21 protein-coding genes are annotated in these 25,755 nt (G+C 64.3%); 6 read left to right on the forward strand and 15 right to left on the reverse strand.

Annotation, left to right across the window (positions count from 1 at the left end; translation table 11 throughout):
• Positions 1–146: 146 nt before the first annotated feature.
• From VKT51_03165 to VKT51_03180, 4 genes are all read left to right on the forward strand, one after another.
• Positions 147–2,126 carry a M48 family metalloprotease gene (locus VKT51_03165; GenBank protein ID HLJ83162.1) on the forward strand — a complete coding sequence of 660 codons (1,980 nt, stop codon included), beginning with the start codon at positions 147–149 and terminating at the stop codon, positions 2,124–2,126.
• 161 nt (positions 2,127–2,287) lie between these two features.
• A complete protein-coding gene (locus VKT51_03170; protein HLJ83163.1) occupies positions 2,288–3,544 on the forward strand; it encodes an efflux RND transporter periplasmic adaptor subunit in 1,257 nt (418 codons plus the stop codon).
• A gap of 1 nt (position 3,545) precedes the next feature.
• Positions 3,546–6,782 (forward strand): efflux RND transporter permease subunit, encoded by a 3,237-nt coding sequence (locus VKT51_03175; GenBank protein ID HLJ83164.1) that lies wholly within the window; start codon positions 3,546–3,548, stop codon positions 6,780–6,782.
• 167 nt (positions 6,783–6,949) lie between these two features.
• Positions 6,950–7,933: a hypothetical protein gene (locus VKT51_03180; GenBank protein ID HLJ83165.1), complete on the forward strand. Its 984-nt coding sequence runs from the start codon at positions 6,950–6,952 to the stop codon at positions 7,931–7,933.
• A 27-nt stretch (positions 7,934–7,960) separates the two neighbouring features.
• Here the strand turns inward: VKT51_03180 and recR are convergent, their stop codons facing one another.
• The 3 genes from recR to dnaX are packed head-to-tail and all read right to left on the reverse strand — an operon-like array spanning position 7,961 to position 10,470.
• Positions 7,961–8,560, reverse strand: a complete 600-nt coding sequence (gene recR / locus VKT51_03185) for a recombination mediator RecR (GenBank protein HLJ83166.1) — start codon at positions 8,558–8,560, stop codon at positions 7,961–7,963.
• Between the two features lie 11 nt (positions 8,561–8,571).
• A complete protein-coding gene (locus VKT51_03190; GenBank protein HLJ83167.1) occupies positions 8,572–8,877 on the reverse strand; it encodes a YbaB/EbfC family nucleoid-associated protein in 306 nt (101 codons plus the stop codon).
• 9 nt (positions 8,878–8,886) lie between these two features.
• A complete protein-coding gene (gene dnaX / locus VKT51_03195) occupies positions 8,887–10,470 on the reverse strand; it encodes a DNA polymerase III subunit gamma/tau (GenBank protein ID HLJ83168.1) in 1,584 nt (527 codons plus the stop codon).
• Between the two features lie 271 nt (positions 10,471–10,741).
• Here dnaX and VKT51_03200 point away from each other — a divergent pair, with 271 nt between their 5' ends.
• Both VKT51_03200 and VKT51_03205 read left to right on the forward strand, forming a co-directional pair.
• Positions 10,742–12,430, forward strand: a complete 1,689-nt coding sequence (locus tag VKT51_03200) for a RecQ family ATP-dependent DNA helicase (protein ID HLJ83169.1) — start codon at positions 10,742–10,744, stop codon at positions 12,428–12,430.
• Complete coding sequence (locus tag VKT51_03205) at positions 12,431–14,158, forward strand: hypothetical protein (protein ID HLJ83170.1); 1,728 nt, start codon at positions 12,431–12,433, stop codon at positions 14,156–14,158.
• 98 nt (positions 14,159–14,256) lie between these two features.
• Here VKT51_03205 and VKT51_03210 read toward each other — a convergent pair whose 3' ends face one another.
• From VKT51_03210 to VKT51_03265, 12 genes are all read right to left on the reverse strand, one after another.
• Positions 14,257–15,285 (reverse strand): glycosyltransferase family 1 protein, encoded by a 1,029-nt coding sequence (locus tag VKT51_03210; GenBank protein HLJ83171.1) that lies wholly within the window; start codon positions 15,283–15,285, stop codon positions 14,257–14,259.
• Between the two features lie 8 nt (positions 15,286–15,293).
• Positions 15,294–16,022 (reverse strand): hypothetical protein, encoded by a 729-nt coding sequence (locus VKT51_03215; protein HLJ83172.1) that lies wholly within the window; start codon positions 16,020–16,022, stop codon positions 15,294–15,296.
• 29 nt (positions 16,023–16,051) lie between these two features.
• On the reverse strand, positions 16,052–17,434 hold the full coding sequence (locus tag VKT51_03220; GenBank protein ID HLJ83173.1) for a hypothetical protein: 1,383 nt from the start codon (positions 17,432–17,434) through the stop codon (positions 16,052–16,054).
• Between the two features lie 190 nt (positions 17,435–17,624).
• Positions 17,625–18,053: a hypothetical protein gene (locus tag VKT51_03225; GenBank protein HLJ83174.1), complete on the reverse strand. Its 429-nt coding sequence runs from the start codon at positions 18,051–18,053 to the stop codon at positions 17,625–17,627.
• Positions 18,050–18,982: a DUF3084 domain-containing protein gene (locus VKT51_03230; protein HLJ83175.1), complete on the reverse strand. Its 933-nt coding sequence runs from the start codon at positions 18,980–18,982 to the stop codon at positions 18,050–18,052. Before VKT51_03230 ends, VKT51_03225 begins: the two co-directional genes overlap by 4 nt.
• Positions 18,983–18,986: 4 nt before the next feature.
• Positions 18,987–20,072 carry an LptF/LptG family permease gene (locus tag VKT51_03235; protein HLJ83176.1) on the reverse strand — a complete coding sequence of 362 codons (1,086 nt, stop codon included), beginning with the start codon at positions 20,070–20,072 and terminating at the stop codon, positions 18,987–18,989.
• Positions 20,069–20,824 carry an LPS export ABC transporter ATP-binding protein gene (lptB, locus tag VKT51_03240; GenBank protein ID HLJ83177.1) on the reverse strand — a complete coding sequence of 252 codons (756 nt, stop codon included), beginning with the start codon at positions 20,822–20,824 and terminating at the stop codon, positions 20,069–20,071. Before lptB ends, VKT51_03235 begins: the two co-directional genes overlap by 4 nt.
• A 24-nt stretch (positions 20,825–20,848) precedes the next feature.
• Positions 20,849–21,403, reverse strand: coding sequence for an LPS export ABC transporter periplasmic protein LptC (lptC, locus tag VKT51_03245; protein HLJ83178.1), 555 nt, complete (start codon positions 21,401–21,403; stop codon positions 20,849–20,851).
• A gap of 10 nt (positions 21,404–21,413) precedes the next feature.
• On the reverse strand, positions 21,414–22,679 hold the full coding sequence (locus tag VKT51_03250) for an O-antigen ligase family protein (GenBank protein ID HLJ83179.1): 1,266 nt from the start codon (positions 22,677–22,679) through the stop codon (positions 21,414–21,416).
• A complete protein-coding gene (locus VKT51_03255; GenBank protein ID HLJ83180.1) occupies positions 22,676–23,866 on the reverse strand; it encodes a lipid-A-disaccharide synthase-related protein in 1,191 nt (396 codons plus the stop codon). Before VKT51_03255 ends, VKT51_03250 begins: the two co-directional genes overlap by 4 nt.
• Positions 23,863–24,606: a hypothetical protein gene (locus VKT51_03260; protein ID HLJ83181.1), complete on the reverse strand. Its 744-nt coding sequence runs from the start codon at positions 24,604–24,606 to the stop codon at positions 23,863–23,865. Before VKT51_03260 ends, VKT51_03255 begins: the two co-directional genes overlap by 4 nt.
• 4 nt (positions 24,607–24,610) lie before the next feature.
• A complete protein-coding gene (locus VKT51_03265) occupies positions 24,611–25,753 on the reverse strand; it encodes a hypothetical protein (protein HLJ83182.1) in 1,143 nt (380 codons plus the stop codon).
• Positions 25,754–25,755: the final 2 nt, after the last annotated feature.

A 25,755-nucleotide genomic window follows, 5' to 3' on the forward strand; every position in this document is an offset into this window, starting at 1 on the left:
ATTCCCTTGTGGAGAGCGCTGTGAATCAATTGTGAATGAGATGTGGATGAGAGCCCGTCACAGCGACGTTCGATGAGAGGACTCTCCCACCGTCCGGCGCATCCAGTACTGCACCACTTCGCCCTCGCACGAGAGGAGCGCTCCCGATGTCTTTGATCAAGCGCGCGCTTGCGGTCGCAACAGCCGTAGCCGTCACTGCCGCAGCTTTCCCGCTCCCCGCCGCAGCGGTCTCCACCGCCACAGAGATCCGCATGGGCCAGCAAGAAGCGCAGCAGATCGACGCGCAAAACCAGCTGATGTCCGACCCGGTCATGAACACTTGGGTATCCGGCATCGAGGACAACCTGGCGAAGTATCGCGCCCGCCCCGACATCACGTACACCGTGAAGATCGTGGATACGAACGAGATCAACGCTTTCTCACTCGCGGGCGGCTTCGTCTACATCAATTTCGGCACGCTCAACTTCGCAAGCTCCGACGACGAGCTGGCCGGCGTTTTGGGTCACGAGACCGGCCACGTTGAACGGCGCCACGTGATCACCGGGAACGCCAAGGCGCAGGTCCTCAATATTCTCTTGGGCATCCTCTCGTTCACGTCCCCATTCGTCTACCGCTTCGGCAACCTCATCGGCGATCTCTCGATGCAGAAGATGTCGCGCATCGACGAGCTCCAGGCCGACCAATACGGTCTGCAGCTCATGAGCCGAGCAGGCTACGACCCGGATGCGATGGTCTCGTTCATGGAGCACATGCAAAAGGAGTTCGGCAACTCGGGCAATGGCCTCGAGAAGTACTTCGAAGATCATCCGGATCCGGTCAACCGCATCGCGCACCTCAAAGGCTACCCGGAATTCACGCAAGCGACGACCGATCAAGTCCTTGCGCAGGCGATGCACGACCAGGACGAGGGCCGGTACGCATACGCTCTCGCCAAGTTCAACTCCGTGCTCGCGAAAGATCCGACGAATCAGCTGGCCTTGCTGCATAGCGGCGAAACCCAGATCGCGCTCGGCAACTTCGATAAGAGCGAGATCGCGTTGAAACAGATCGCACACTCGAGCAGCGCTTCAGCCGACGCCGCCGGGGCCGCCAACCGCGCGCTCGCGCTCCTGCCTCAAACATCGGACAGCCGCAATGCTCTGCTCGCGCCGAATCTCGACCCGGTCCGCAAGTCGCTGACGGACGCGATCGGCCGGGCACGTACCGCGCAGACGGCGGTCGACGACCGCGCCAAACTCGCGAAAGATGATCTACAGCGCTTCAGCGACCGCCTCGACAATCTGGCGTACGAGGTTCCGGATTTCGGCAACGTCGATATCCGGCCCGGCAGCCGGCTGGAAGGCATCGAGAACGATCTCGCTCATATGTCGCGTGCGATCAACGTGATCGGCGACAAGTGCGGCTATCTCAACTCTGAGTCATCCAGCTTGGTCAAAGACGACATCGGCGTGCTCAATGAGATGAACGCGCGCGTCACCGCGCCCGTGATCACCGGCGACACCCTCCGCCTGCTGCCGTTCTATGGCGAAATGACCAGCGGCATGAACGCCTCGACGGGTCAGATCATAGACGCGATCACGGCCGGCCGCGGTGCCCTCGCGCTTGGCTGGCAATCGCTGCCGCCGCTCGACGCCTACTTCCGTCAGCTATCGCGCACGCCGGTTGACTTCGGCGGGGACATCTCGCCGCTCGCGGCGCAGCAGCTCAAACCGCTTGCCACGGCGGCCGAGACTGCGCTCGACGCCGCGGCCCATGCATCGGACGTCGCGCAGTCGCTGTACTTTTCCGCGCAATCGCGGCAGATCCAGGCGCGCATCACGCTGCTTGGCGTCGGCTATCCTGAAGGCCGCTACGATTCGCTCGCGCAGTCGGTCAGGCATCGCTTGGGGATAGAGCCGCCGACCTACGCGCAAGTGCTCAATCTCGGGATGTCGCCGGGCGACGTCGCCGTCGCTTCGTGGCTAGCCGCGGAAGAAAAAGTGCCGGTCAGCACGGTCATCAACGAACAGCGCGCGGAGAGCAAGCCGTTCGTCGATATGGCGCTCGACAAGCATCTCTCGCAAGAATCGCTTGAGGTCGTGCTCGGGCTCTGGTGGCAGGGTTACACGGAGCAGGCCGGCGTCTAAACGCAGAGTACGGATCGAGTCGAAGGGGCCGACGCGCGTCGGCCCCTTTCAGTTGCAGCGTCCCCGCCCCATGCCGTCCAATCTCGCGGACCAAGTGTAGAAATCGCATAGAATCACCCCGGCAGGTCGGCACTTGCGGCGCATCGCACATAGGGGAGTCCATGAATATAGGTGTCCGAATAGCCGCGGTCGCCGTTACCGCGCTGATGCTGACCTCATGCGGCGGAAACAAGCCGTCGGCCGCGCCGCCACCGCCGGCCGTGCACGTAGTTCCGGCGATGCCAAGGACGGTTCGCGCGACCACGACGCTCTCGGGGGTCATCGCGCCGCTGCAAAACGTCGCGCTGACGAGCGACCTCACAGAACCCGCGATCGCCGTGTACGTCAATGAGGGCGATTCCGTCCGCGCCGGTCAACCGCTCGCTCTCCTTTCAACCGCTGACTTAGAGGCTGATCTCGTGTCCGCGCAAAGGACGGCAGCCAGCGCGGACGCGCACGCGGCGCAGATGGAATATCAGGCTTCTGTCGCGTTCTCGCAAGGTCACGATCAGCTCAATTCTGCGGAAGCGGCGCTCGCGCAGGCCCGCGAAAACCTCACGCTCGCGCAATCCACACTCGCGCGCGATCAGCAACTCGTCGGCCAAGGCTTCATCTCCGCGCAGACCGTCGAACAGCAGCGCACGCAGGTACAGGTCAGCCAGCAAGGTGTGGTGAGCGCGCAGGACGCCGTCGACCAAGCTCGCGAGAACGATATCGCCAACGGCACGCCTACGCGCGGATTGCAACAGGCGAATATCGACCAGGCGAAAGCTTCAGCGGCAGCTTCGCACGCGCAAGCCGCTTCGATCGCAGCGCAAATCGCGAAGGCGTCGATCGTCTCACCTATAGACGGCGTCGTCGTCAACCGCAACCTCAACCCGGGCGAATACCCGGGAACGCGTCAGATCTTCACGCTGCAAGAAGTCTCGCGGGTGTACGCAGAGCTCAACGCCTTCGGCACGCAGGTCGCCGGCATCGCGCGCGGCGCCCCGGTCAGGCTGACGTCGCCCGCCGTCCCCGCTCGGAGCTTCAGCGGAACGGTCGTCGCGCTGCTCTCGCCTACCTCGCCGTCTTCATCGGGCTTTATCGTGAAGGCAAGTGTGCCGAACTTCGACGACGCGCTCAAGCCGGGCATGACCGTCGCTGCCTCCGTCACCCAGCCGCCCGAGAGCGGGATAGCGGTTCCGGTGACCTCATTCATCGATGACACGCATGAGCGCATAGTCACGGTGGATGCAGGCGTCGCACATGTCACCAGCGTGACTGAAGTCGCCGAAGACCAGACGTACGCGATCGTCCGGGGGCTCGCGGCGGGCGTCATGGTCGTCGCGAACGGCCAACTCGGTCTTGCCGACGGCCAGAAGGTGGCCACGCGCTGATATGTGGCTGACGCGGCTGTTCGTCGCTCGCCCTGCACTTGTGGTTGTCCTGATCGCGTTTGTGGCGGTCGCCGGCATGATCGGGCTTTCCACGATCACACAGCAGCAGTTCCCCAATATCGATCTGCCCACGGTCACGATCAACGTTACCTATTCCGGCGCGTCTCCGACCGAGATGCGCGACGATATCGTGCGCCCGATCGAAGATGCGATCGCGGGCGCACCGGATCTCGCTTCCCTGAACGCGACCGTGCTGCAAGGCAGAGCGACTATCTCGGCCGTCTTCAATCTCGGCGCCGACACCACGACGTCGCTCGTCGAGATCCAGCGCCGCGTCGAATCGGCCCAGTCGCTTTTGCCGACGGATCTGCGCGCGCCGCAGATCTCGACTTTCGACCCCGGCGAATCCACCGTGGTGACGCTCGCCGCGGCGTCGCGCTCGCTTTCGGCAGCCGCGTTATCGGACGTGGTCGTCAACCAAATCGTGCCGGCGATCGAACAAGTTGACGGCGTCGGCAATGTCGACTCCAACGGATCCGTGACGCCCTCGTTCCAGGTCACCGTCGATCCGACGGCGTTGACGGCCGGCAACTACACGATCAGCGATGTGATCTCGTCCATATCCGGGAACAACGCGCACTTGCCTGGCGGCATTCTCTACGGGCCGCAGCGTGAGACCCTCGTCGACGTGCGCGGCGACATCCAAACGCCCGCGTCCGTCGCGGCGTTGCCGCTCCTGCGAGGCAGCGCGAGCGCCGCATCGACGGCGGCGGCTGCCCCGAGCTCGCTGAATCCGTGGAGCGTTTCCTCGACCGTACCCCGCATCGGCGATGTCGCATCGGTGACCGATTCTTTCGAGCCGCAGCGCGTGTACGCATACGTGAACGGCACGCCTCAACTCTTTCTTTCGGTCCAAAAGACCACCACCGCGAACGAAGTTTCAACGTCGCGCAACGTACTCGCAGCTCTCCCGCGGTTGTCGCAGCAGTTCCCGGCGGTACAGCTGAGCGTCATCCACGTGCAGGCGGACTACACGGAGCAGCAGCTGACGGGCGTGCTGCACACGCTGCTCGAGGGCATCACGCTGACGTCCATCGTCATGCTCTTTTTCCTCGGCTCGTGGCGCAACTCGATCGTCGTGCTCATCGCGATCCCGACATCGCTGATGATCACGATCGCCGTGATGAAGCTGGCCAACTTCACCATAGACACGATCTCGCTGCTTGCGATGACACTGGTCGTGGGTATCCTTGTCGACGACTCCATCGTCGTCTTGGAGAACATCGATAGGCATCGACGCGGCGGCGAACCTCCGCTGTCCGCCGCGATCACCGGCCGCACGGAGATCGGCTTCGCCGCCATCGTGATCACGCTCGTGGACGTCGTCGTGTTCCTGCCGATCGCGTTCCTGCCCGGCGTCGTCGGCAAATTCATGAGCGAGTTCGCGCTTGTCGTCGTTGTGGCGACGCTGACTTCGCTGCTGATATCGTTCACGGTGACGCCGGCGCTGGCCGGGCGATGGTCGATGCGCAGTTCGTGGACTCCATGGTCGCCGATCCGCGCCTTTGAGCGCGGCTTCGAGCGGTTGCGCCTCTGGTACGCAGATTCGCTGCTGCCGAAAGCTCTCGCTCGCCCGCGCTTCGTCGCGGGTATCGCGATCGTCTCGCTTATCCTCGCGATCGCGCTCCTGCCGCTCGGCGTCGTCGGATTCACGTTCATCCCGTCCGTCGACCGCGGCGAGATCTACGTGCAGATCACCTATCCCACGGGAACACCGTTGACCAAGCTCGATGCGACGGTGCGGACGCTCGACCAAAGCGTTCTCCGCGTCTCGGACCTCAAGGCGGTGACCGCGGTGTCGGGCGCATACTCATCACCGTTCGGCGGATTTCTGAATCAAGGCAATATCGGGCAGATCCACCTCTTCCTGAGCGACGACCGGAAGCACAGCACGGATTATTGGGTGGCGTATCTGCGCGAGAAGCTTCGCGGTGAAGCGCCGGGCGCAGACGTCGTCATCATCCCGGCGACCAGCACCGGCGGCGGCAACGCCCAGCCGATGGATTATCTCGTCACGAACGTTCGCGGCGACCCGACGCAGTATGCGGCGACGGTGTTCGACGTGATGCGCGCCACGCCGGGAACGGCCAACGTGACGAGCTCGGTGGAAAACCTCACGCCGCAAGTCAATGTCGAGTTCGATCGCACCGCGGCGCAGGCGCTCGATGTCAGCATCGGCACGGCTTCGAGCGCCGTGCGTGCGGCGCTCGGCGGGGTGGTGGCGACGCAGTTCGAAGCGCCCAACGGTCTCAAGGATGTGCAAGTCATCTTCCCGTTGCAAGATCAGAGGAACCTCGATCAATTGCGCGCGATTGCGGTGCGCGCGAACAACGGCGCAGCCGTCACCATCGGCCAGATCGCGAACATAGTCTATTCGCCTGCTCAACCGGTCATCACGCGGGTGAATCGCGAGACGGTCATCCACGTCACCGCGAACGTCGCGCCGGGCTACGCGCTTTCAAACGTCCAGAACGACTTCGTGCGCCGGCTGAAAGCAAAGGCGCTGCCGGCGTCCGTGATCGTCCGCGCCAACCCGAACGGCAATCAGCAAAACCTCACCGACACCGTCACCGGCATGGGGGCCGCCCTCGGCCTTTCGGTTATCCTCGTCTATCTTCTGATGGTCGCGCTTTACAATGGATACATCACGCCGCTGATCATCATGTTCTCCGTGCCGGTCGCCTCGGTCGGCGCGTTCGGCGCTTTAGCACTGACGCACCAGACACTCAACTTGTTCTCGCTGATCGGCGTGGTCATGCTCGTCGGCCTCGTATCGAAGAACGGTATCCTGCTCGTGGACTACGCCAACACGCTGCGGCGAAGGGGATTCGCCAAAATGGACGCGTTGCGAGAAAGCGCTCGGGTCCGCTTCCGTCCGATCATCATGACCACGTCGGCCATGATCGCCGGCATGACACCCCTCGCACTTGGACTCGTCGAAGGTTCGCAGGTCCGTCAGGCGCTGGGCGTGGTCGTCATCGGCGGACTCGCAAGCTCGCTGTTGCTGACGCTGGTCCTCGTACCGGTGGCGTACGAATGGCTTGCACCCGAACATTTTGATACAGAAGACGAGTTGCCGGCCGAGGACTTCACGCCCCACGTGCCCAGCGAGAACGGCGAAGGCCCTAGCACCGTGCGGCTGACCAAGGATCCGGACGTTGTCAAGGCCGAGGTTTAGTTCGAGGTACGAGGGGTAAAACGCAGTCGTAGATGACGCACTAGCGATAGTGTGCAACTACGATACGAGATGAGGCCCCCAGATTTATCTGCGGGGTCTCTCTCGCGTGGTTCTCGAGGATATCTCTTCGGGGATTCGGGCGGCCTCACGGAAAAGATGACGCGACCATGCCGATTGCGCCGCTGCCATTTCTCGCGGATTGGATGAAGGTCGTCCGCGATAAGGTCAATCTCGACGGCATCGAGACGCGCTCGAAGCGTCCGATTCGTCTGCTCGCCGCCGGGCCGTGGGCCGGCGAGCTCATCGCAGTGCTGGAAGAAGGGCGAACGTCGCCGCAGCCTGTCATCCTCCCGTGGGATCACTCGGCGCAAGCGCCTCCGCACGACGCCGCTTTGCGCGGCGTTTTCTTCGCCGCTTCGGCAGCGACCGACAGCGAACCGGATATCGCGCGTTGCGTCGAGCTCGGCGTACCGGTCTTCGTCCTCGACCGGACGGCGGCGGCGACCGCGCGCGTCAACAAACCCGGCGACGGAATACCCGGGCGCTACGACGTGAGCACGCTCGACGCGCACGAACTGCTGAAGTTCTTCATCCCGGACGTCGTCGACGCGTGCGGAGAGAACGATGTCGCTCTCGCCTGCGCGCTGCCCGTCTTCCGGCCGACGGTCGCTGCGAAACTCACGGTCGACTGCGCTCTGCTGAGTTTAAAAATAGCCGGAGCGTCAGCGCTCGCCGATCACGTCCCCATTCTCGGCATCGTCCTCGGCGGCATCGCTTCCGCCGGCGACACGATCGCGATCACGGCACTGCAGATGAACATGCTGATGCATATCGCCGCTGCATACGGACGGCGTCCGGAACCCGCGCGACTGGTCGAATTGCTCCCGGTCGTGGGCGGCGGTTATGCGTGGCGCGCGCTCGCGCGCGAGTTGTCGGGGTTCATACCGGTCGCCGGCATCGCGGTGAAGGCGGCGATCGCCTATGCGGGGACGCTCATCGTCGGACAGGCGGCCGCATATTTCTACGAGACCGGCACGCCGATGGGCTCGGAGAAGATCGGAGCGGCCTATCGCGAGGCCGTCGAGCGAGCGAAAGCCGTCATGCTCGATGTCGCGGGTCGAATCCGCCCAAAACAAGACGCGCGAAAATGAAATGTAGGGCGGACCTTCATGGTCCGCCTACAACGCGCGGCGGCCTTCGAGCGCGCGCGCAAGCGTGACTTCGTCCGCGTAGTCGAGATCGCCGCCGATCGGCAATCCGTACGCAAGGCGCGTCACGCGGACGCCGGTCGGCGCGAGCAAGCGCGCGAGATACAGCGCAGTGGACTCGCCTTCGGCATTTGGGTTGGTCGCCACGATCACTTCTTCGATCCCCTCGAGGCCGACGCGTTCGACCAGCTCCTTGACATGCAGCTGCGCGACGCCGATGCCGTCCATCGGCGAGATCAGTCCGCCTAACACATGGTAGCGGCCCTTGAAGCTCATGCTTCGCTCCACCGCGTAGACATCTTTCGGCTCACCGACAACGCAGAGCATCTTCGCATCTCTGCGAACATCGCGGCAGATCGAGCACGGGTCGGCTTCGGTCAACGAAAAGCACCGGCTGCACAGGCGTACGCGATCTTTGACCGCGACGATGGCCTCCGCGAGCGCCGTCGCGTCTTCTCGACTCGCACCGAGTATATAGAAGGCTAGGCGCGCCGCGGTCTTCGGCCCGATCGTCGGCAGCTTCTCAAGCTCGCCGATGAGTCCGGAAAGCGGCGGGGCGAGATCGTCCATCGTTTGTGAGGTTATAGACCGGGGATGCCGAGACCGCTGGTGAGCGGACCCATGCGCGACTGCGAGAGCTCGTGCGCCTTTGCTTGTGCGTCTTTGATCGCGACGACCAGGAGGTCCTCAAGCGTCTCGATGTCTTCGGGATCGACGGCGGACGGGGCGATCTGCACCGAACGGATCGCGCCATGTCCGTCGAGCGCGACCGTCACGGCGCCCGAAGCGGCGACGCCTGTGACCACCTCACCGCCCAATTCTTCTTGAACCTTGGCGAGTTGCGCTTGGAGTTTGCGCGCCTGCTGCAGCATCTGTTGCGGATTCATAAGGACTCCTCAGATCAGATCGAGCTCTGATGCCGGCGCGAACGGATCGGCGTGCGCTGCCATGGCGGATTTCCCGACCACGATGCGCACGCTCGGCTGGACGCCGGCGTGCTTCGCGATAGCGTCCGCGATAAGTTTGAGCATCGGCGGATCCGACGCATGATCGCGCGCGAACTTGTTCTGGGCGGTGAGCGTCACGTCCAAACCTTCGACGCCGGCGATAGTCGAGTGCTGCAGCACGCCGAAAAGCATGTTGGACGACGCGCGGATCTCGCTCAATATCATCGGCCACATGCCTTCCAACTTCGACACCGAAAGGACGGCCGGCGTTTTCACCGAGTCGGGGGCTGCGGAGCGCGCCGTCTGACGCGCGCGCGGACGCTCGGCTTCGGCTCCCGTAGGCGGTGCGGCGCTGACGCCGTTCGCGTTTTCGCCGCGCGCCTCAAGCGCGCGCAGCCGCTCCAAGATATCGCGCAGGCCCGACTCTTCACCGGGCAAGATGATCCTGACGAGCGCGAGTTCGAGATCGATGCGGGGCTGCGTTGAAAATCGATTCGAGAGCGCTTCCGACAGATGTTTCAGCGCCGCGTACACCCTGGGCGGCTCGATGCGCCGCGTGAGCGCCGCTATGGCTTGGGCGTCGTCCGGCGGCGTCTCGAGCGCGAGCGTGGCAGGACTATGCTGTGCGAGCAGAACGAGGCGAAAGCGCCTCAGCAGCTCACGTGTGAGCCAGGTCGGATCGACGCCCGCGGCGGAGGCGGCAGCGACATGCTGCAACGCCGCCGACGCGTCGGCTGCGGCGATCGCCTCGACGATGGCCGAAATGGTCTCCCTGTGCGAGGCGCCGAATGCACGATCGAGCGCCGCGTCATCGATCTGGCCATCCCCCGCGAATCCGCGGGCTTGTTCGAGCAACACCAGAGCATCGCGAAGCGCGCCGTCGGCCAAGAACGCCAACCGCGTGAGCGCATCGGCGGAAATGCGGATCTTCTCGCGTGCGGCCACCTCTTTGAGCCGAAGGCCTATCGTCTCGGGCGCCATGCGCCTGAATTCATAGCGCTGGCACCGGGAGAGAATGGTCGCCGGCACTTTGTGCGGTTCCGTCGTGGCCAAGATGAAGACTGCGTGTGAGGGCGGCTCTTCCAGCGTCTTCAGCAGCGCATTGAACGCCGAGGCGCTCATCATGTGGACCTCGTCCACGATATAGACCTTCGTGCGCGAGTATGCGGGCACGACGTCGACGCCTTTGAGCAGCTCGCGCGTCTCTTCAACCCGCGAATTGCTTGCGGCGTCTATCTCGATGACATCGAACGACGTCCCTTGGGCGATCGCCACGCACGATGCGCACTTCCCGCACGGATCGGGCCTCGGCCCTCCGCGCTCGCAGTTGAGGCATTTCGCGAGTATGCGCGCGGCCGACGTTTTGCCCGTGCCGCGTGGACCTGAGAAGAGATACGCGTGGACCGTCCGTCCCGTGCGCAGTGCGGCCGTGAGTCCGTCGACGACGGCCGGCTGACCGACTAAGTCGTCGAAAGCAGCAGGGCGGTGTTTCCGGTAGAGCGCGAGGCTGTGTGCAGGGGATTCGGTGGCCACTACCACGCTTTCGGTCACGGCCGAGCACGGCCCTTGGGCCGCGTGCCGGCGCCTCGAGCCCGACGAACGTCGGAAAGTGATCCTCGCCTTGGCACCTGTAGTGAAGGAAGAAACCGTGCGGAACAGTAGGTTTACGATACGGAAAACAGGGTATATCGCCAGATAAGTGCGCGCAAAGTGCACGGCGCCGTTTGAAGACGGGCCGACATTCGTCATCTCCGTGGCGGCACAGCGGAGCCCGATATCAGGGAAGGTTTGGTCCAACCGCGACATGGCTCTCGACATCGATCTCAACGAAGCGCTGCGGCGACACTTCGGCTACCAGAGCTTCCAGCCTGGCCAAGAAGAAGTCATCAAACGCGTGCTGGAAAAAAAGGACACGCTTGCCATTCTCGCCACCGGCGCCGGCAAGTCGTTGTGCTATCAATTGCCGGCCATGCTGCTCTCGGGCACGACCGTCGTGGTCTCGCCGCTGATCGCGCTCATGAAGGATCAGCTCGATATGCTCGCCGAGGCGGGTATATCGAGCACCGTGGCGTTGAACAGCACGCTCACCGAGGACGAAGAGACGAAGTCGCTGGAGCTGATCTCGCGCGGCAACCTCAAACTGATCTATGTCACGCCCGAGCGTCTCGAGGATGAGGGATTCGTCGAGGTGCTCAAACGTCTGCATATTCCGCTCTTCGTCGTGGACGAAGCGCACTGCATCTCACAATGGGGCCACGATTTCCGGCCTGCATACTTGAATCTCGGGCGCGTCGTCGCGGCGCTCGGACATCCCACCGTGCTTGCGCTGACGGCCACCGCTACCCCGGCCGTGCGCGAAGACATCGTAACTCAGCTGGGCATTCCGCACACCAAGCCGATCGTGCGCGGGTTCGATCGTCCGAACCTCGTCTACGAAGTCGTGCGCGCCTCCACCGACGACGATAAGCTTCGCGCGCTGAAGAAAGCGTTCGCCGGGTCGCTCGAAGACAAGCTCGGCATCATCTACACCGCCACGATCAAGAACACGTACGCGGTCTCGGAATATTTGCGCGAGCAGCTCGGCATCGAGGCCGATGTCTATCATTCGAAATTGCAGAAGGCCGACCGCGATCGCGTGCACGATCACTTCATGAGTGAAAACGTCCGCGTCGTCGTCGCGACGAATGCCTTCGGACTGGGCATCGACAAACCGAATATACGATTCGTCATCCACTACGATCTGCCGGGCAGCATCGAGGCTTACACCCAAGAGGCCGGCCGCGCCGGGCGCGACGGCGAGGAATCGCTCTGCCTGCTTCTCTACCGCCAGAGCGACACGCGCGTGCAGAATTATTTCCTCACCGGCAAGTATCCGGACGTCGAGGAAGTCCAGCGCGTCTTCGGCACGCTGCAGCTTTTCGACGGTCAGGACAACGGCGTCTCGCTCACCGATCTGCGCAAGATCTTGCAGCTGCCGCTGACCAAGCTCAAAGTCATCCTCGCGCTGCTCAAGAAGGGCGGCTTCATCCAAAGCGTCACCAAGGGCACGTACGGCCTCGCGCCGCGCATCAAAGGCAGCCCGAAGCTCACGCTCAATCTTGCGAGCTACGAGACCAAGCGCTCGTACGATCAGAGCAAGCTCGCGATGATGCTGCAGTACTGCGAAACGCGCAGCTGCCGCCGGAAGTTCATCCTCAACTACTTCGGTGAAGACTTCGATCGCACCAATTGCGGCGCGTGCGACAATTGCCGCGCGCGTCTCGCGGCTGCCGCCGCAAATCCGGCTGTCGTCTCGGTTGGCATCGCAGCGGCCGAGGAGTCTGACCATGACATCAGCGACTATCGCATTGGAGACGTCGTCTACCACCGCAAGTTCGGCCAAGGTACGGTGGAGCGGACGGAACGCGATCTCGTCACCGTGCTTTTCCCGAGCCACGGCTACAAGACGCTGCTGATCGATGCGGTCAGCCGCGACGCGCAAGCGATCGCGTAGGTGCTTGGCCGCCTCATCCGCGGCGCCGCGGCAGGCGCGCTCTGCATCGCGCTGTACGCCGGTGCGTCGCAAGCGAGCCCGCACGGCTTCGTTGCGCGACCGCACCGACACGGACATCTAGACGGCGTTCGTTCCGCCGACACTGCTGCGCCGGTCATCACACCCTCACCAGCCGCCACCGAGAGCCCAGCGCCGAGCGGGTCCCCGACTCCTCCGGGACCCGCACCGACGATTCTGCCAAGCATGCCGACGGTCACGCCGCCGCCACCGCCGCCGCAGTCGGTGTCGCTTGCCGTGTCCGCGATCGTCTTGCAGTATGGCCGTTCGGCGACCGTGCACGTCGACTCGCCGCCGAGCGGCATCCTGACGCTGTCCGGCTTCGATCCTGGGATCATCTCGGCGACGTTCAACGCCGTCGATAGGACGATCGATGTATCCGGATTGCACACGGGCACGACAACGATCACCGCGACGGATCAAGACGGGCTTAGCTCGTCACTGACCGTCACCGTCGAGGTTCTCGCGGGCCGCATCGGTGACACCGCGTCGGCCACGATCACAGGCGACCCCGCAAGTCCGGATTTCGTCGCCGAGGCCGCCGCGAATGCCGCGGCTGCGGTCGTCTACCCGGAGGCAGGCGCTCGACTGATCATCGATCCGAATTCGATAGCCGACGCCCACACGCTCGCGCCGGATGATCTTGCCACGGTCCACGTGCCTGTCTCGGTCGAAGGTTCCGGGATGCTGCGCGCGGCCAAAAACGTCGCGGTTGCAGTGAGCAATGTCGCGCAACCGCGCCTACCGCCGCAATACCTCTTAGTCTCCGACTTCCCGGAGACGCTCGTGGAGAACGGCACCCTCTTCTATGCCGATGTGAACGCCGATGCGCCCGCGCGGCTGCTGTACTATCATTACGCGGCCAAGCCGGAGACGCGACGCGTGCTCGTGAAAGTGCAGAACAACGGTTTGGATTCCAGTTTGATCCAACTGATCGCCGGCATCGCCGGGCCGGATTCCAACGTGTTGGCGGCCGGACACCTCGCAACGAGCCGGTATCTCATCCGCGAGGCGGCGAACGAAGGACAATTGTTCGAGTTGCCGCCGCACGCCACGATCAACGTGGTGGACCAGGCGCTGCCTCCCGACACGCTCGTGACGGGTGTGATGCAGTTGCGCGTGGTGAGCGGCGATGGCGTGCGTGTGGCGCTCGTCGCGCAAGACGCGCAAGACCCGCCGGTGCAGCCCATCTCCGACACGCTCTTGCAGAGCGCGGTCCGTCACGCCCGCGGTGTCTACAGCGTGCCTGATTTTCTCTACGACGAGACGTATCGGGTCGGTGACGATGCGACCGTGCTCACGATTGGAAAGCTGCCGCTGCCCAATCTCGTCCAGGGAGAAGTTCTCGGCGGCGATTACGGCGTCAAGCAGTCGGCGTCGATCACGCTTTTGAATCCGTCGAGCGCCGATGCTCGCGTCGGCATGTGGTTCGAGCCGCGCGGCGGCCGAGCGACCGGCACGTTCTTCATCGACGGCGGGCTCGTCCAGATCCACGCCGCACCCGCCGACGCTGCGCAGCTCGTAGAATCGTTTCTCGTTCCGGCCGGCGGCTATCGTCAGGTCTCGGTCGTGACGATGCCGGAAGGCGGCTCGTCGTATCCGGTCAATCTCGTCTTCTCATCGAATGCGCCGGCCAACGGTTCCTGGACTCAATCTCCGCTCGTTTATTGACGCATTCGTCCGTCGGCTTCGGCGACGAGCGCTTCGACAATCGCGATGTTGCGCCAGCTGCTGCAGCTTCGCATTCAGGCGGACCATAAAGGTCCGCCCTACTTGAGCGTGCGGTAGAGGCCGGCGAGCCGCTGGGCTACGGCGGCCCAATCATACGAACGAGCATGTTCGCGCGCTGCGGTGATCTGGGCATGGTCATCACCATGAGCGGAAAGCGATGCCGCGAGCGCTGCGCCGAACTCGCGATCGGCGCCCGCTTCGCAATAGCGCACAGACGGTCCGAGCACTTCTCTGACGACGGGAATGTCGGATGCGACGACCGGCAGACCCGCCGCGCACGCCTGCAGCGGCGGCAAGCCGAAGCCTTCGTAACGCGAAGGAAACACGAACGCGCTTGCTCGCGAGTACAGATCGAGAAGGTGAGCGTCGTCGACATACCCCAACAGCCGCACGCGCGAAGAAACGCCGAGCCGATCCGCTTCGCGCAGCACGGTTTCCGCGTATGGCGTGTGCGGTCCGGCGGCCACGAGCGCTATCTCCGCAGGGAGGGATGCGATCGCTCGCACCGCGGTGATCAGATCTTTGCGCTCTTCGACGGTCCCGACCGCAAGTATGAACGGCGCTGACGTATCGGGATCGCGCACGACCTCAAAAAAACGGCGGTCAACACCGGCTCCCGCGACGAATATCCGATCGCGTTCGATACCGAGACCGTCCGCCACATCATCGCGCGCCGCGTGTGTGTCGACGACGATGCCGGCGGCGCGCCGGACGAGTGCGCGCTGCATGTCGCCGAAGTACCAATGCACGTATGGCCGTCCGCGGTTCGCGCGCCTGCTCCACACCAAGTCGTGGACGGTCACGACCGCACGGCGATGCAGCAATGCGGGCACGGTGCCCCCGGTGAAGTGCACGACGTCGGCTCGCGCACGCTTGGCGAGCGTCGGAACGCGGATCTGATCCCAATACACGCGCCGATCAAAACGCCAGAGATCGAAGCGCGGATCCTCCAACGAAACGGCATCGATGCCGATCGTCTGGCTCAGGGCGTCGAACAGGTTTCGCGCGTAGACGCCAAGTCCGGTCGGCGTGCCGATCGCGAACTGCGTCTCGACTGCGACGCGCATGTCGCCGATCAGCGAACCGGCCCGAGGCGGTCGAGACCGCTCTCGGCGTCGGCCTGCGTGGGGTGCAGTTCGAGCACTCGCTCGAACGCTCGCCGCGCCGCCTTTCGATCGCCCCACTGCATCTGCGCGTAGCCGAGTGAAAGGAGATAGCCTTCGTTCAGCGGCGCAAGTCTATTCGCCGCGGCAAAAGCTGCGATCGCGGCATGATGCCGCCTTGACGCGTCGCGTGGGTCCGATTTCGCGGCGGTCACTTCGAGCGCTCCGACGCGCGCGTCGGCCGCTGCGATATCCGCCTGCTCGAGCAGCGGGTCGAGGTGATCGATCAGCGCCTGCTCGAGCGCGATCGCTGCGTCGAAATGCCCCGCATCCGCCATGCGGCCAACCGTGTCGCCCAAACGCGTCGCGGCTTTCGCTGCGAGATAGTCCGCCACCGCCGCATTCGCGCGGCCAAGGCGCGCCTCTGCATCGCCGCGTTCGGCCAAGCATGGCTCGCCGCAATCTGCGCGCGAGAAATCGTCGAGCGCAGCCGTAGGATCGGAGACGAGGACCGCGCGACCGAGATCTTCGCGTAACAATCGCGACGCCGGCTCGATCGAGAGTCCGCGCTGGAACCAGATCACGGCTTGTACATTCGACCCGCGCGCCAGCTCGACGTTTCCACGATCGTCGCACCATGAAGCGGCGACCGGACGCGCAGCGATCAATGCCGCCGCGACGGCAAAGCAGATTCCGATCACGAGGATGGGTTCCCGGGTGGTCGCGCCCGCTAGAATTTCACCGTGAAGAACAGGTTTTGACGGTTCTGCACCCAGTTGTAACCCGGAAGCTGATCGTTCTCGAACGTGGACTGATTGAAATTGAGGTTGATCGCCGCATTGGTGTTCGGGATCTTATAGAGCACGCCAAACGTCGACGTGATCTTCTGGACGTTGACGCCGGAGGTCACCGAATTGAGCGGATCGCCGCCGAAGCGCTGATCGACGTATTGCATGTTAGCGGTCAGCGCCTTGCCGATCGGCAGAGCGACTGAATACGCGCCGACGTACTGCCGACCCGTGGCGAGATTCTGATAGGCGCTCAAACCCGCGAGCGCGGAGGTGGCCGGCGCGTTCGACGGTCCGTACAATCCGAGCGCGGGCGGCGGGGCCGAATTGTCGGCGATCGTCTGGCCCGAATCGTTGACGAGCCTCGAAAACACGCCGTCAAGTGAAACTTGCGCTTGGTGTTTGAACACCGGCACGCCGACGGTGACGCCGCCGCGCAACTCCTGGTACTGCGACGAGAGCGAAGAGACCGCAGGCGCGTTGAACGAACCGGGCGACAGACCGCTCGGGCGATTGTTCTGGACGCTGCGGCCAGATAGGCTGAGCCGCGCATCGACGTTTCCAAGCGTCAGCGGCAGCTCGAGCTGCACGTCAGGTCCGCGCGACGCCTGAGCGAATCGCGAACCCGCCGACGCGCCTCCACTGAGCGGAGAAAGCGGGGCGGCCTGAAGGGGAACGTCGCCGGCCGCGCTCAAGAGCGGACCCGCGTTGGGATCGCCGAGCGCGATGCTGTCAAGTTGCTGGCCTACCGAAACGCCGTTTGCTGCCGGCACATTTTCAAAGGCGAAGAGCTGGCGGCCGGCGCCGGGCCATACGATCGGCGAGCCCGAGATCGGTTGCAAATCATCATCGGCGTCGTTGTCCGACCCGCGACCGGGAGCGACTTGGAACGCGAGACCGGCGATCGCGCCGGGAACCGAGGCGGCATCGTTCAGCGACGTCGAAAGGTTAGCGTCTGCATCGACCGAGAGTGCCGGCGAGCCTGCGAACACCGCGGCCCCGACAGCGGATTTCTGGCGAGAAGTGCCGGCTATGAGCGAACTCGCATCGGCGCCGGTCAAGCGGGTGACGTCATCCGGCGAAAACGCAAACGCGGTATCGCGCGACTGCGCCGGCACCGACGTGACCGCAAACGCTACGTTTGATTCTGCTCCGACGATTTGATCGCCGATCGAAGCGGCCCGATTTGCCGACGCGGCATTGAAAAGCGTGAGAGGGGATGCGGACGCTGATCCCGCCGATGCAGCCACGAGCAGCGCGCAGAGCACCGACCCGGCCGCGTGCCGGATGGCAATTCTCTGAGATCTACCGCGCGATGCAGACATCGTCATTTCCCGAATCATTCGCCGGCGACGCTGGAATAACACCGCCGAACCGGCCGCGTTTGCGCGCAAAGCCGCTACTGAAGCGGAAGAGTCGCCGTCCCGAATCATGGATTGCACGTCATTTTCGGCCTATCCTTTACTCGTAAATACCCAGAACACGCCGGAAAGTCGCATCTCGCACACAGGGACGCTAGTCGGGCTGCTGCCCTCGTGATGACAGCCAGCGTTCGAGAATGATGAGCGCCGCGTATCCGTCCATCGGCTCCTTTGGCGTGAGCAAGCCTCGAGGGATAAGGCGCATCAGGCCCTTTGGCGGATGCTCTTCAAAATATCGGCCGCGCGCTTCAAGCGACGTATTGGTCTCATCCACAATCGTGCGCGGGATGTCCGGCCAGCGCTCGCGGCAGAGCCGCTCGACGTCTCGCGAGCTGGTCGCGTGACCGATGCAGATCATCGCGATCGGACTGCGCGAGATGTCCGCGCCGACACGTCGGCCAAGCTCGGTGATCGGTATCACTTCGAGCGCGAGCCGCTCGCCGGTTAGGGTTGCGACCGCGTATCCGCATTTCGCCCGGCCGGGATCGATGCCGATCACGCGTTCTTCGGCCGGCGCCGTCATGGGACGTTCGCCGGCGCCACCACCAGATTCGCCGTCAGCGGACCTGCAGCGTAGATGTCGTTCGCCGCTACAGCGCGCACGACGGTCGGACCATGTGACGACGTGAGCGCGGCGAGCGAAGAATCGATCGCGTCCAATGACGTGATCGGATTTTCTGCGATGGTCGGCGGCATCTCATGCGAGATCGCGCCGAGCTTGATGTTCGCGATCAATTGCACGAGCGCCGAGCGGTCTTCGTCGCGGTCTTGTCCGTTGGCCACGCCGACCGACGCGATCGTCTCGCCTTTCCTGTAGAGAAGCTTGTTCGGGTACACGCGCAAGCCGATGCGCAGAGCGCCGCCCCGGATGATGTTCTCGCTCGCCTCGGGCACGACGATCGCGTCGAGCGGTGCCTGCGATTTGATGCCAAGCGCGGCTGCTTGAATCGACGCTTGTGCCGGCCCTGTGAGCGGATTCTTCGGATACGGCTGCACGGGCAGCGTTTCCGATACCCTCGCAAGCGCGACGAAAAGATCGCCGAGTTCGCGTTCGATGACGGGCAGCGGATCGGTGGACTTCACGACGAAGGGCTGCGTGATCGCATCGCCCGCCCGGAATATGATCGGCGCCCCGAGCAGCATGTCGCGCTGCGCCGACAATTCCGCTATCTGCGTATCGAGCTTGTCGATCGAGAAGACGGCTTGCCTGACCTCGCTTGAGATCACCAGGAAGAACGTGACGACCACGATCGCGATGAGCATGCCGAACCCCACGGCAAATATCGTGCTCGTATACTTCGGACGCAGGTTGAACAGCGTCATGCGACGCCGGCCGACGATGTGACCGACGCGATCGCCGAAATACGCGATCGCGCCGGCGACGATGACGATCATCAAGATCGTCGCGGCGCCGCGCAGATCGACTGCCGCAAAAGCCAGCGTGGGGTTCACAAGTTCACACCTTTGCCGCTCTGCCGAGCAGCCAGAGGCCGGTTCCAAGGAAGAGCACGTTCGGCAACCACGCCATGATCAATGCGAGCGACGGCGTCGTGCGCCCGATGCCAAGGCAGACCGTGGTGACGACGTAGAATCCGAACACGATGAGGATGCTGATGCCAAATCCGGCGCCCGACGACGACCGCTGCGGCCGGATGCCGAGCGGTATCGCAAGCATCGTGAAAACGAGACTCGCAAACGGCCGCGCGAGTTTGTTGTCGTACGTGACCAAAAGCAGGTCGTAGCGCGACGTGTCGCCCTGTTTCACGCCGCTTTTCAGCAGCTGCGCAAGCTCGGCCCGGCTCATGTCCTCCGGCTGCTTCTGTATCTCCACAAGCCGGCTCGGGTCGGCACCGATGTCGATGTCGACGATGGGCGCGAAGTTCTGCCGGCAGCAGTCGGGCGCGAGCGTATACGATGTGGCGTTGTAAAATCGCCAAGACGAATTGGCGTACGTCGCACGCGGCGCGTAAAGCACGGTTGTCAGATCGCCGTTGTGGATCTCTTCGATCGTCACGCCTTGAAGCTGGTCGGTCAGCGTATCGAAACCTTGGGCGTACGTCACGCGGACACCGCCGTCCGGAAGCGGGTTCGCGACGACCTGATTGCCGAGAACGCCCGATCCGCCCGCCTGGATCTCCGTGCGCAATATCGCGTTGGCTTGCTCTGTGGCGCGCGGCACGACGTATTCCTGAAAAAGAAGCGCGACGATGGACGCTGCGAGCCCGACCCCCACGAGCGGCGCGGCGATCCGATAGAGGCTGACGCCGCCGGCGCGCAACGCGGTGATTTCGGACTCGCCCGAAAGCCTGCTCATGGCCATGAGAACGGCCAAGAGCATGGACATCGGAAACGTCAGCACGAGCGTCGCGGGCAACGTGTAGACGAAGTACTGCGCGGCGGCCCAAATGCTCGCGTGCTCGTCTGAGACGAGGCGGGCGATGTTGAGCAGATTGCCCGCGACGAAAAGCAAGGTGAACGCCGCCAACCCGAACACAAACGGTCCGATCAACTCGGAGACGAGATAGCGGTCGAGCGTTTTCAAAGCCGAAAGCTCTCGCCGAGGTAGAATTGGCGCGCGATCGGCGACTCCGCGACTTCCGTCGCCGTGCCTTGGACGAGGATCCTTCCCTGGCTCAGTATGTTCGCGCGGTCGACGATAGCCAGCGTTTCGCGCACGGAGTGATCCGTGATCAGGATGCCGAGGCCTTTGGCTTTGAGGAGACGGATGATCTCTTGGATGTCGGCGACCGCGATCGGATCGATCCCGGTGAACGGTTCGTCGAGCAAGAGAAACGCCGGATCGGTCGCGAGCGCGCGCGCGATCTCCACGCGCCGCCGTTCGCCTCCGGACAGCGTCTCCGCCAGGTCATGTGCGAGCCGCTCTAAGCCGAACTCGCCGAGGAGCGCGGGCAGACGCCGCTCCTGTTCGTCGCGCGAGACGCCGCGCTGTTCCCAGATGAGTTTGATGTTATCGGCGACCGTCAGCCGCCGGAATACCGATGTCTCCTGAGCGAGATAACCCAGCCCTTCGATGGCGCGGACGTGCATCGGCTGGTGCGTGATGTCCGTTTCCGCCCCGTCGGCGCCGATAAGCGCCACCATCCCCGCATTCGGGCGAACGAGTCCGACGACCATGTAAAACGTCGTCGTCTTGCCGGCTCCGTTCGGGCCGAGCAATCCGACGACTTCGCCGACGTTCACATCGAGACTCACACCGTCCACGACGGTGCGCTCCCCGTACATCTTCGTCAATCCGCGAACGTCGATCTTGACCGGTCCGGTGGTGTTGTTCAAAGGTTCTCCGATTGACACGAATCGTCAAGGTTGCTGCATCGCGCCCGTCACGGGAGCACCGGTGATATTGATCGTCTGCAAATCGAGATCCGCCGTCGCGCGATCGCCGGTGACCACCATGCCGGAGGAGCCGGTCGCTATGACGTGGCCGTCTGCGTGCAAGAGTTTCGTCTTCCCGTTGTAGTCCATCGAATCGGATGTGAGCGTCGTGCCGTCGTTTGAGCGCGCGTGCACGCCGCCGCGCAGTTTGATGTCGTACGTGACGCCGTCAACGGTTGCCGTAGGGGCCGTTACCGTGAGGCGCACCACGCTTCCTTTGTAGAAATAGATCGTCGCCGTCTGGAATCGGCCGGATTTGCCTGTCGTCGTATAGGCGACGCCGAGTGCCTTCAAGAGATAGACGAGTTTGCCGCGCTCGAAGTTCTTCACGTACGGAGCTTGGCCGCCCGACGCCGTCTCGAAGAAGCGATAGTTCGGTTCACCGCTCACCGCGGGCTGCGGGGTACCCGGCGTCGCAGATGGCCGAACCGCTGCACCGCGGCCGCCGCAGCCCGAAAGCGCGACGACCGTCAGCGACACGAAAAGAGCATCACGCAGCCGCAGGGCGCACCTCCGCCGCGGTATCGCGGACGGACTCTGCGGCCGGACCGAGACTGAGCATGAGTCCGAGCATGGGCCACCAGAGCAAGAACACGAACGTCGAAACGAGGTCTACCAAGTTCTGCACCGCCGAAGCCGCAAATGCAGCCGCTAACGCGGCGAAGAGAAGCTGTCGCTCGCCGTCATCGGATGGAATGCGCGCCTTTGCTTTGCGCGCTTCCCGAACGGAGCTCACGATCACCCAGATGAGCGCGGCGAGCCCGAAAACGCCGTTCTCGACCAGCGTGTTGAGCGGGAGGTCGTGCGCGTGGACCTCATCGACTGCCGCGTCGGGCATCTTCAGTGTCGGGTAGATCCGGCTGAAATTGAGCGGACCGACTCCGGTGAGCGCGTAGCGTTCCGCGATGCGCAGTGCGCCGCGCCAGACCGCGATTCGCGACGCATTCTCGCTCGGGTCGTGCGCGACGTCGCGCAATGTCATCACGCCGATGATGGATCCGGCCACCGCCACGACCGCATACGTCATGACGGCGCGCCGGCCGAAGCGCGCGATCAAGATCGGCATTCCGATGCACGCGCCGAGCCATGCGGCTCGAGAGAACGAAAGCGCGAGACCGGCGCAGCCCACGACGGCGGCAAGCAGGCCAAGACGCCGTAACGCCGGAGGCGCCGTCAGCTGCCCTATGCCGAGGGGTATGAGGAAGAGCATATACCCCGCGAACTCATTCGGCTGAAGAAACGTTCCCGCGGCGCGGCCGTGTTCGTACGCGAAGGCGGCGGGCGGATGGCGCGAAAGCGTGAGCCCGACCGCGAACACCGCTGCGAGAATGCCGGTCACGAGATAGCACGCGATCACGCGATGGCGCAGGGTCGCGTCTCGCATCGTATGCCAGAATGCCACGAAGACGATGAGATTCGCGATCTGACACCCGATCTCAAAAAGTCCGGCTTGCCAGTACACGCCGAGTGCGGCGGCGACGATCTCGGATGCGATGAGCACACCGATCGGCCCGACGAGCGGCACGTGGGCGAGGACGCGCCGTCCAAAGACGGCGAGCATCCCCACTATGCCGACGATCAGCGCGGCTGCCATAAGCAGCGCGAGCACGGTGGCCGATCCGCGTCCGCCGATTGCGACGCCTTTCGGTGCGACGTCCGCCAGTTGCACGAGCGTCGGAATGAGCGGCCATGCGATCGCCATGGCGTACGGGATTATCTGCGCGGCGACGCGCGCGGCCCGCGACGACGAGATCACGATGGCGCAACGTTGGCGGCGACCGCGAGCACGGCCTCTGCAATCGCGCGCGCTGCACCCGTGCCGCCCATGCGCTCGCGCCCCGCTTGCGACATCTTCGCTCGCCGCGCGCTATCGTCGAGCAGTGCGACGACACCGTCCGCAAAGGTCGTATCGTCGGTCGGCAGCACGAGCAGCGCATCGCCGAGCAGACGTTGCTGGCGCATGCGATACCAGCCCACGCTCTCCGGCCGACCTCGGCGGACGTCCGCGGCCGAGACGACGGGCTTGCCCAGTCCTACAGCCTGTTCGTTTCCGGTGCCGGCTTGGCCGAGGACGATGTCCGAGGCGCGCAAGAGGTCGCCGAGCGCACCGCCGACCAGAGCGATCTCCAGGTTTTCGCCGCTCGCGCGCGCCATGACGCCCGCCGCCGCGCCGGTACATTCGACAGTGAGACCCTCCGCTTGCACTCCCGCGATGAGTTCGTCGGCGGCGATCGTCGGCGCTTGCGAGATATACGCCTGCACCGACTCGCCGCGCGGCGCCAATCGCGCGGCGATGAGTTTCAGACGCCGCACGGCAGCCGAGACGTTTGCTCGTGCGTCGGAACGGCTGCCGGGAAGGACCGCGATGCGAACGGCATTCGCTGACGCAGGCAGCGAAAGACCTTCGGATGCGAGTCCGTCCATCATCACGTTGCCGCTGAAAACGGCATGGATACCGCGGCGCTCGAGGGCCTGCGCCGTGGCCGCGTCGCGCGCGAACACGATGCGGGCGCGCCGGGCTATCGCGCATTCGAGACCCGAGTGCGGCGCGACGTATTCGGATTTCGCGGTAGCAACGAAGACGGTCGGACGGCGCGCGAAAAGCAGACACGCAGCGACGCAATAGATATCGCCTACGGCGACGACGGCGTCATCGCGGCGGCGGCGCAAGAATGCGAATTGGCGCACGCTCAACGATCCGAGACCCGCGCGGAGATCCCGCACGATGTTCTTCAGATTCCAGAACGCGATCAAGCCGCCCGACGGCATAGCCGCGCGCGGCCCGACAGCGGGCGGCCAGCTGTCTTGGGCGGGTTCACCAACGAGCGGCAGGTGCTCGACCACCGCATTCGGCCGCGCAGCGGCGACGGCGCGCGCGATATAGCCGGCGATGGCCATCTCGCCATGACCGTTGCTGACGAAAAGTATCCGAGGCGCGGTCACGTCGTCTCTTCCGTCAGCGCGTGCAGACGATACGAGACGACGGTCGCCCGCTCGCCGGATAGCGACAGCACGAGGTTGCCGGCGTTTCTCGCAAATGCGCCCGCGTGCACGATCGGCACACCGCCCACGATTTCGGGCTCCGTCAGCGTATCGTGGCTGTGGCCGCCGAGAATCGCGCTCAAACGGCCGAAGCGCGCCGCGATGCTCCGGTCGGCCTTGAGTCCGAGATGCGAGAGCAGCAGCGTCGCCTCTGGTTCCGAATCGCGGGCGCCGCCTGAAAACGCGCGCGAAAGCGCGACGTCGGGCGCGAGAAAGCGCCATCCGAACAATCGCTCCCAACCGCTGCGCGTGCGATATTGTGGGACGAGCAACGCGAGCAGCCGGACGCGCACGTCGCCGACGGTCAGCCGAAGTTCGCGAACGAACGGCGACGGATCGCGATGCCGGAGATCTTCGAGGTTCGTGCATACGAGCGGCATCGGAAGCGCCTGCGCGCGCGCCGCGAAGCAACGGTAGAGATAGTGGAACTCGCGATTGCCCACCGCTTGCGCGCGATACGGCGCACGCGCAAATTCTTCGACGACGCCCTCTCGCGCGCGATAGACCGTCGACGATCCGCGGAGCGCGTCTCCGCAATCCACGAGCAGGTCGTCGGGGCCGACGAGCTTGGCGAGCTTCCCGCCGAAGCCGCGCCTGTCGTGGACGTCCGAGGTGAACCAGATGGAGAGCGTCCGCGCCATGCCGTTACGTTCGCTCGGGTTCGAGCATGCTCGCCGCGAAAGCCGCGATCCGCTGCAGGCTGTCCGGTGCGCCCAAGAGCCTTCGCACTTCGGCATAACCGCGCACCTGTTCCGCCGCGCTCGCGTCATTCTGCAGAAGGTCGCGCGTCGTCGCGCACAGATTTGCCGGGGTGAGTTCGTCCTGCAGCAGTTCCGGCACTACCGCGTGCCCGGCGATGAGGTTCGGCAGCGTCACGGGACCGCGCACGATGTGCGGGTGACGACGCTCGACGATCGCGTAGAGCGCCGGCGGCAACTTATAGAAGGCCACTTGCGGCACGCAGCGCAGCGCGCCTTCGAGCACGGCAGTACCAGATGCGGTCCATGCGATGTCTGCTTCCGCGAAGACCGACGTCGCATCGCGGCGCTCGATTCGCGCGTCGGCCGGGCCGCTATTCTCGGCCCACAGTCGCCTGATCTGCGCCGCGCGAGCGTCCGTTGCCGCGACGACGAGAAACTCGGCTTTGAGTTTTTCCCCGATCGTCGTCGCGGCGCGCGCGAGCATTGGGAGCATGAGCGCCACTTCGTCGCGCCGGCTGCCGGGGAGCACCGCGATCCGCGTGACCGGCCCTCGCGCAAGCGGCTCTCGCGGTTCGATGGCGGACACGAGGGGGTGGCCGAAATACTCCACGGGCAAGCCGCATGCGCGATAGAAATCGCGCTGGCGGACGAACGGCGTCACGGGCGTGGCGACCTTGCTGACTTTTTGCGCTTGCGCACGATTGTCGAGCCAAGCACCAGGCGGAAAATAGTATATCGCCCGCCCGCGATAGCCGGTGAAGCGAAGCCATTCCAGCATCCGAAGGTTGAACGCGCCGAAATCCACACAGACCAGAAGCCGAGGTGGTCGCGCGCGCAGCCGCTGAGCAAGACCGAGCATCACGGCGAGCAGCCAAGGGATCTTCACATATGCGGACAGCGGTCCCATGCTCGCCCATTCGGCGCGCACCGAATCGAGCACGATGTCGACGCCCGCTTCCCGCATGCGACTGCCGCCGACACCGGCGAACGAAAGGTTCGGATCGCGCGCGCGCATCGCCCGAACGAGCAACGACGCCTGCAGGTCGCCGGATGCTTCGCCAGCGACGATGAAGACGTCGGCGCTCATCG

The sequence above is a fragment of the Candidatus Eremiobacteraceae bacterium genome, from assembly GCA_035295225.1.
Taxonomy (GTDB): domain Bacteria; phylum Vulcanimicrobiota; class Vulcanimicrobiia; order Eremiobacterales; family Eremiobacteraceae; genus JABCYQ01.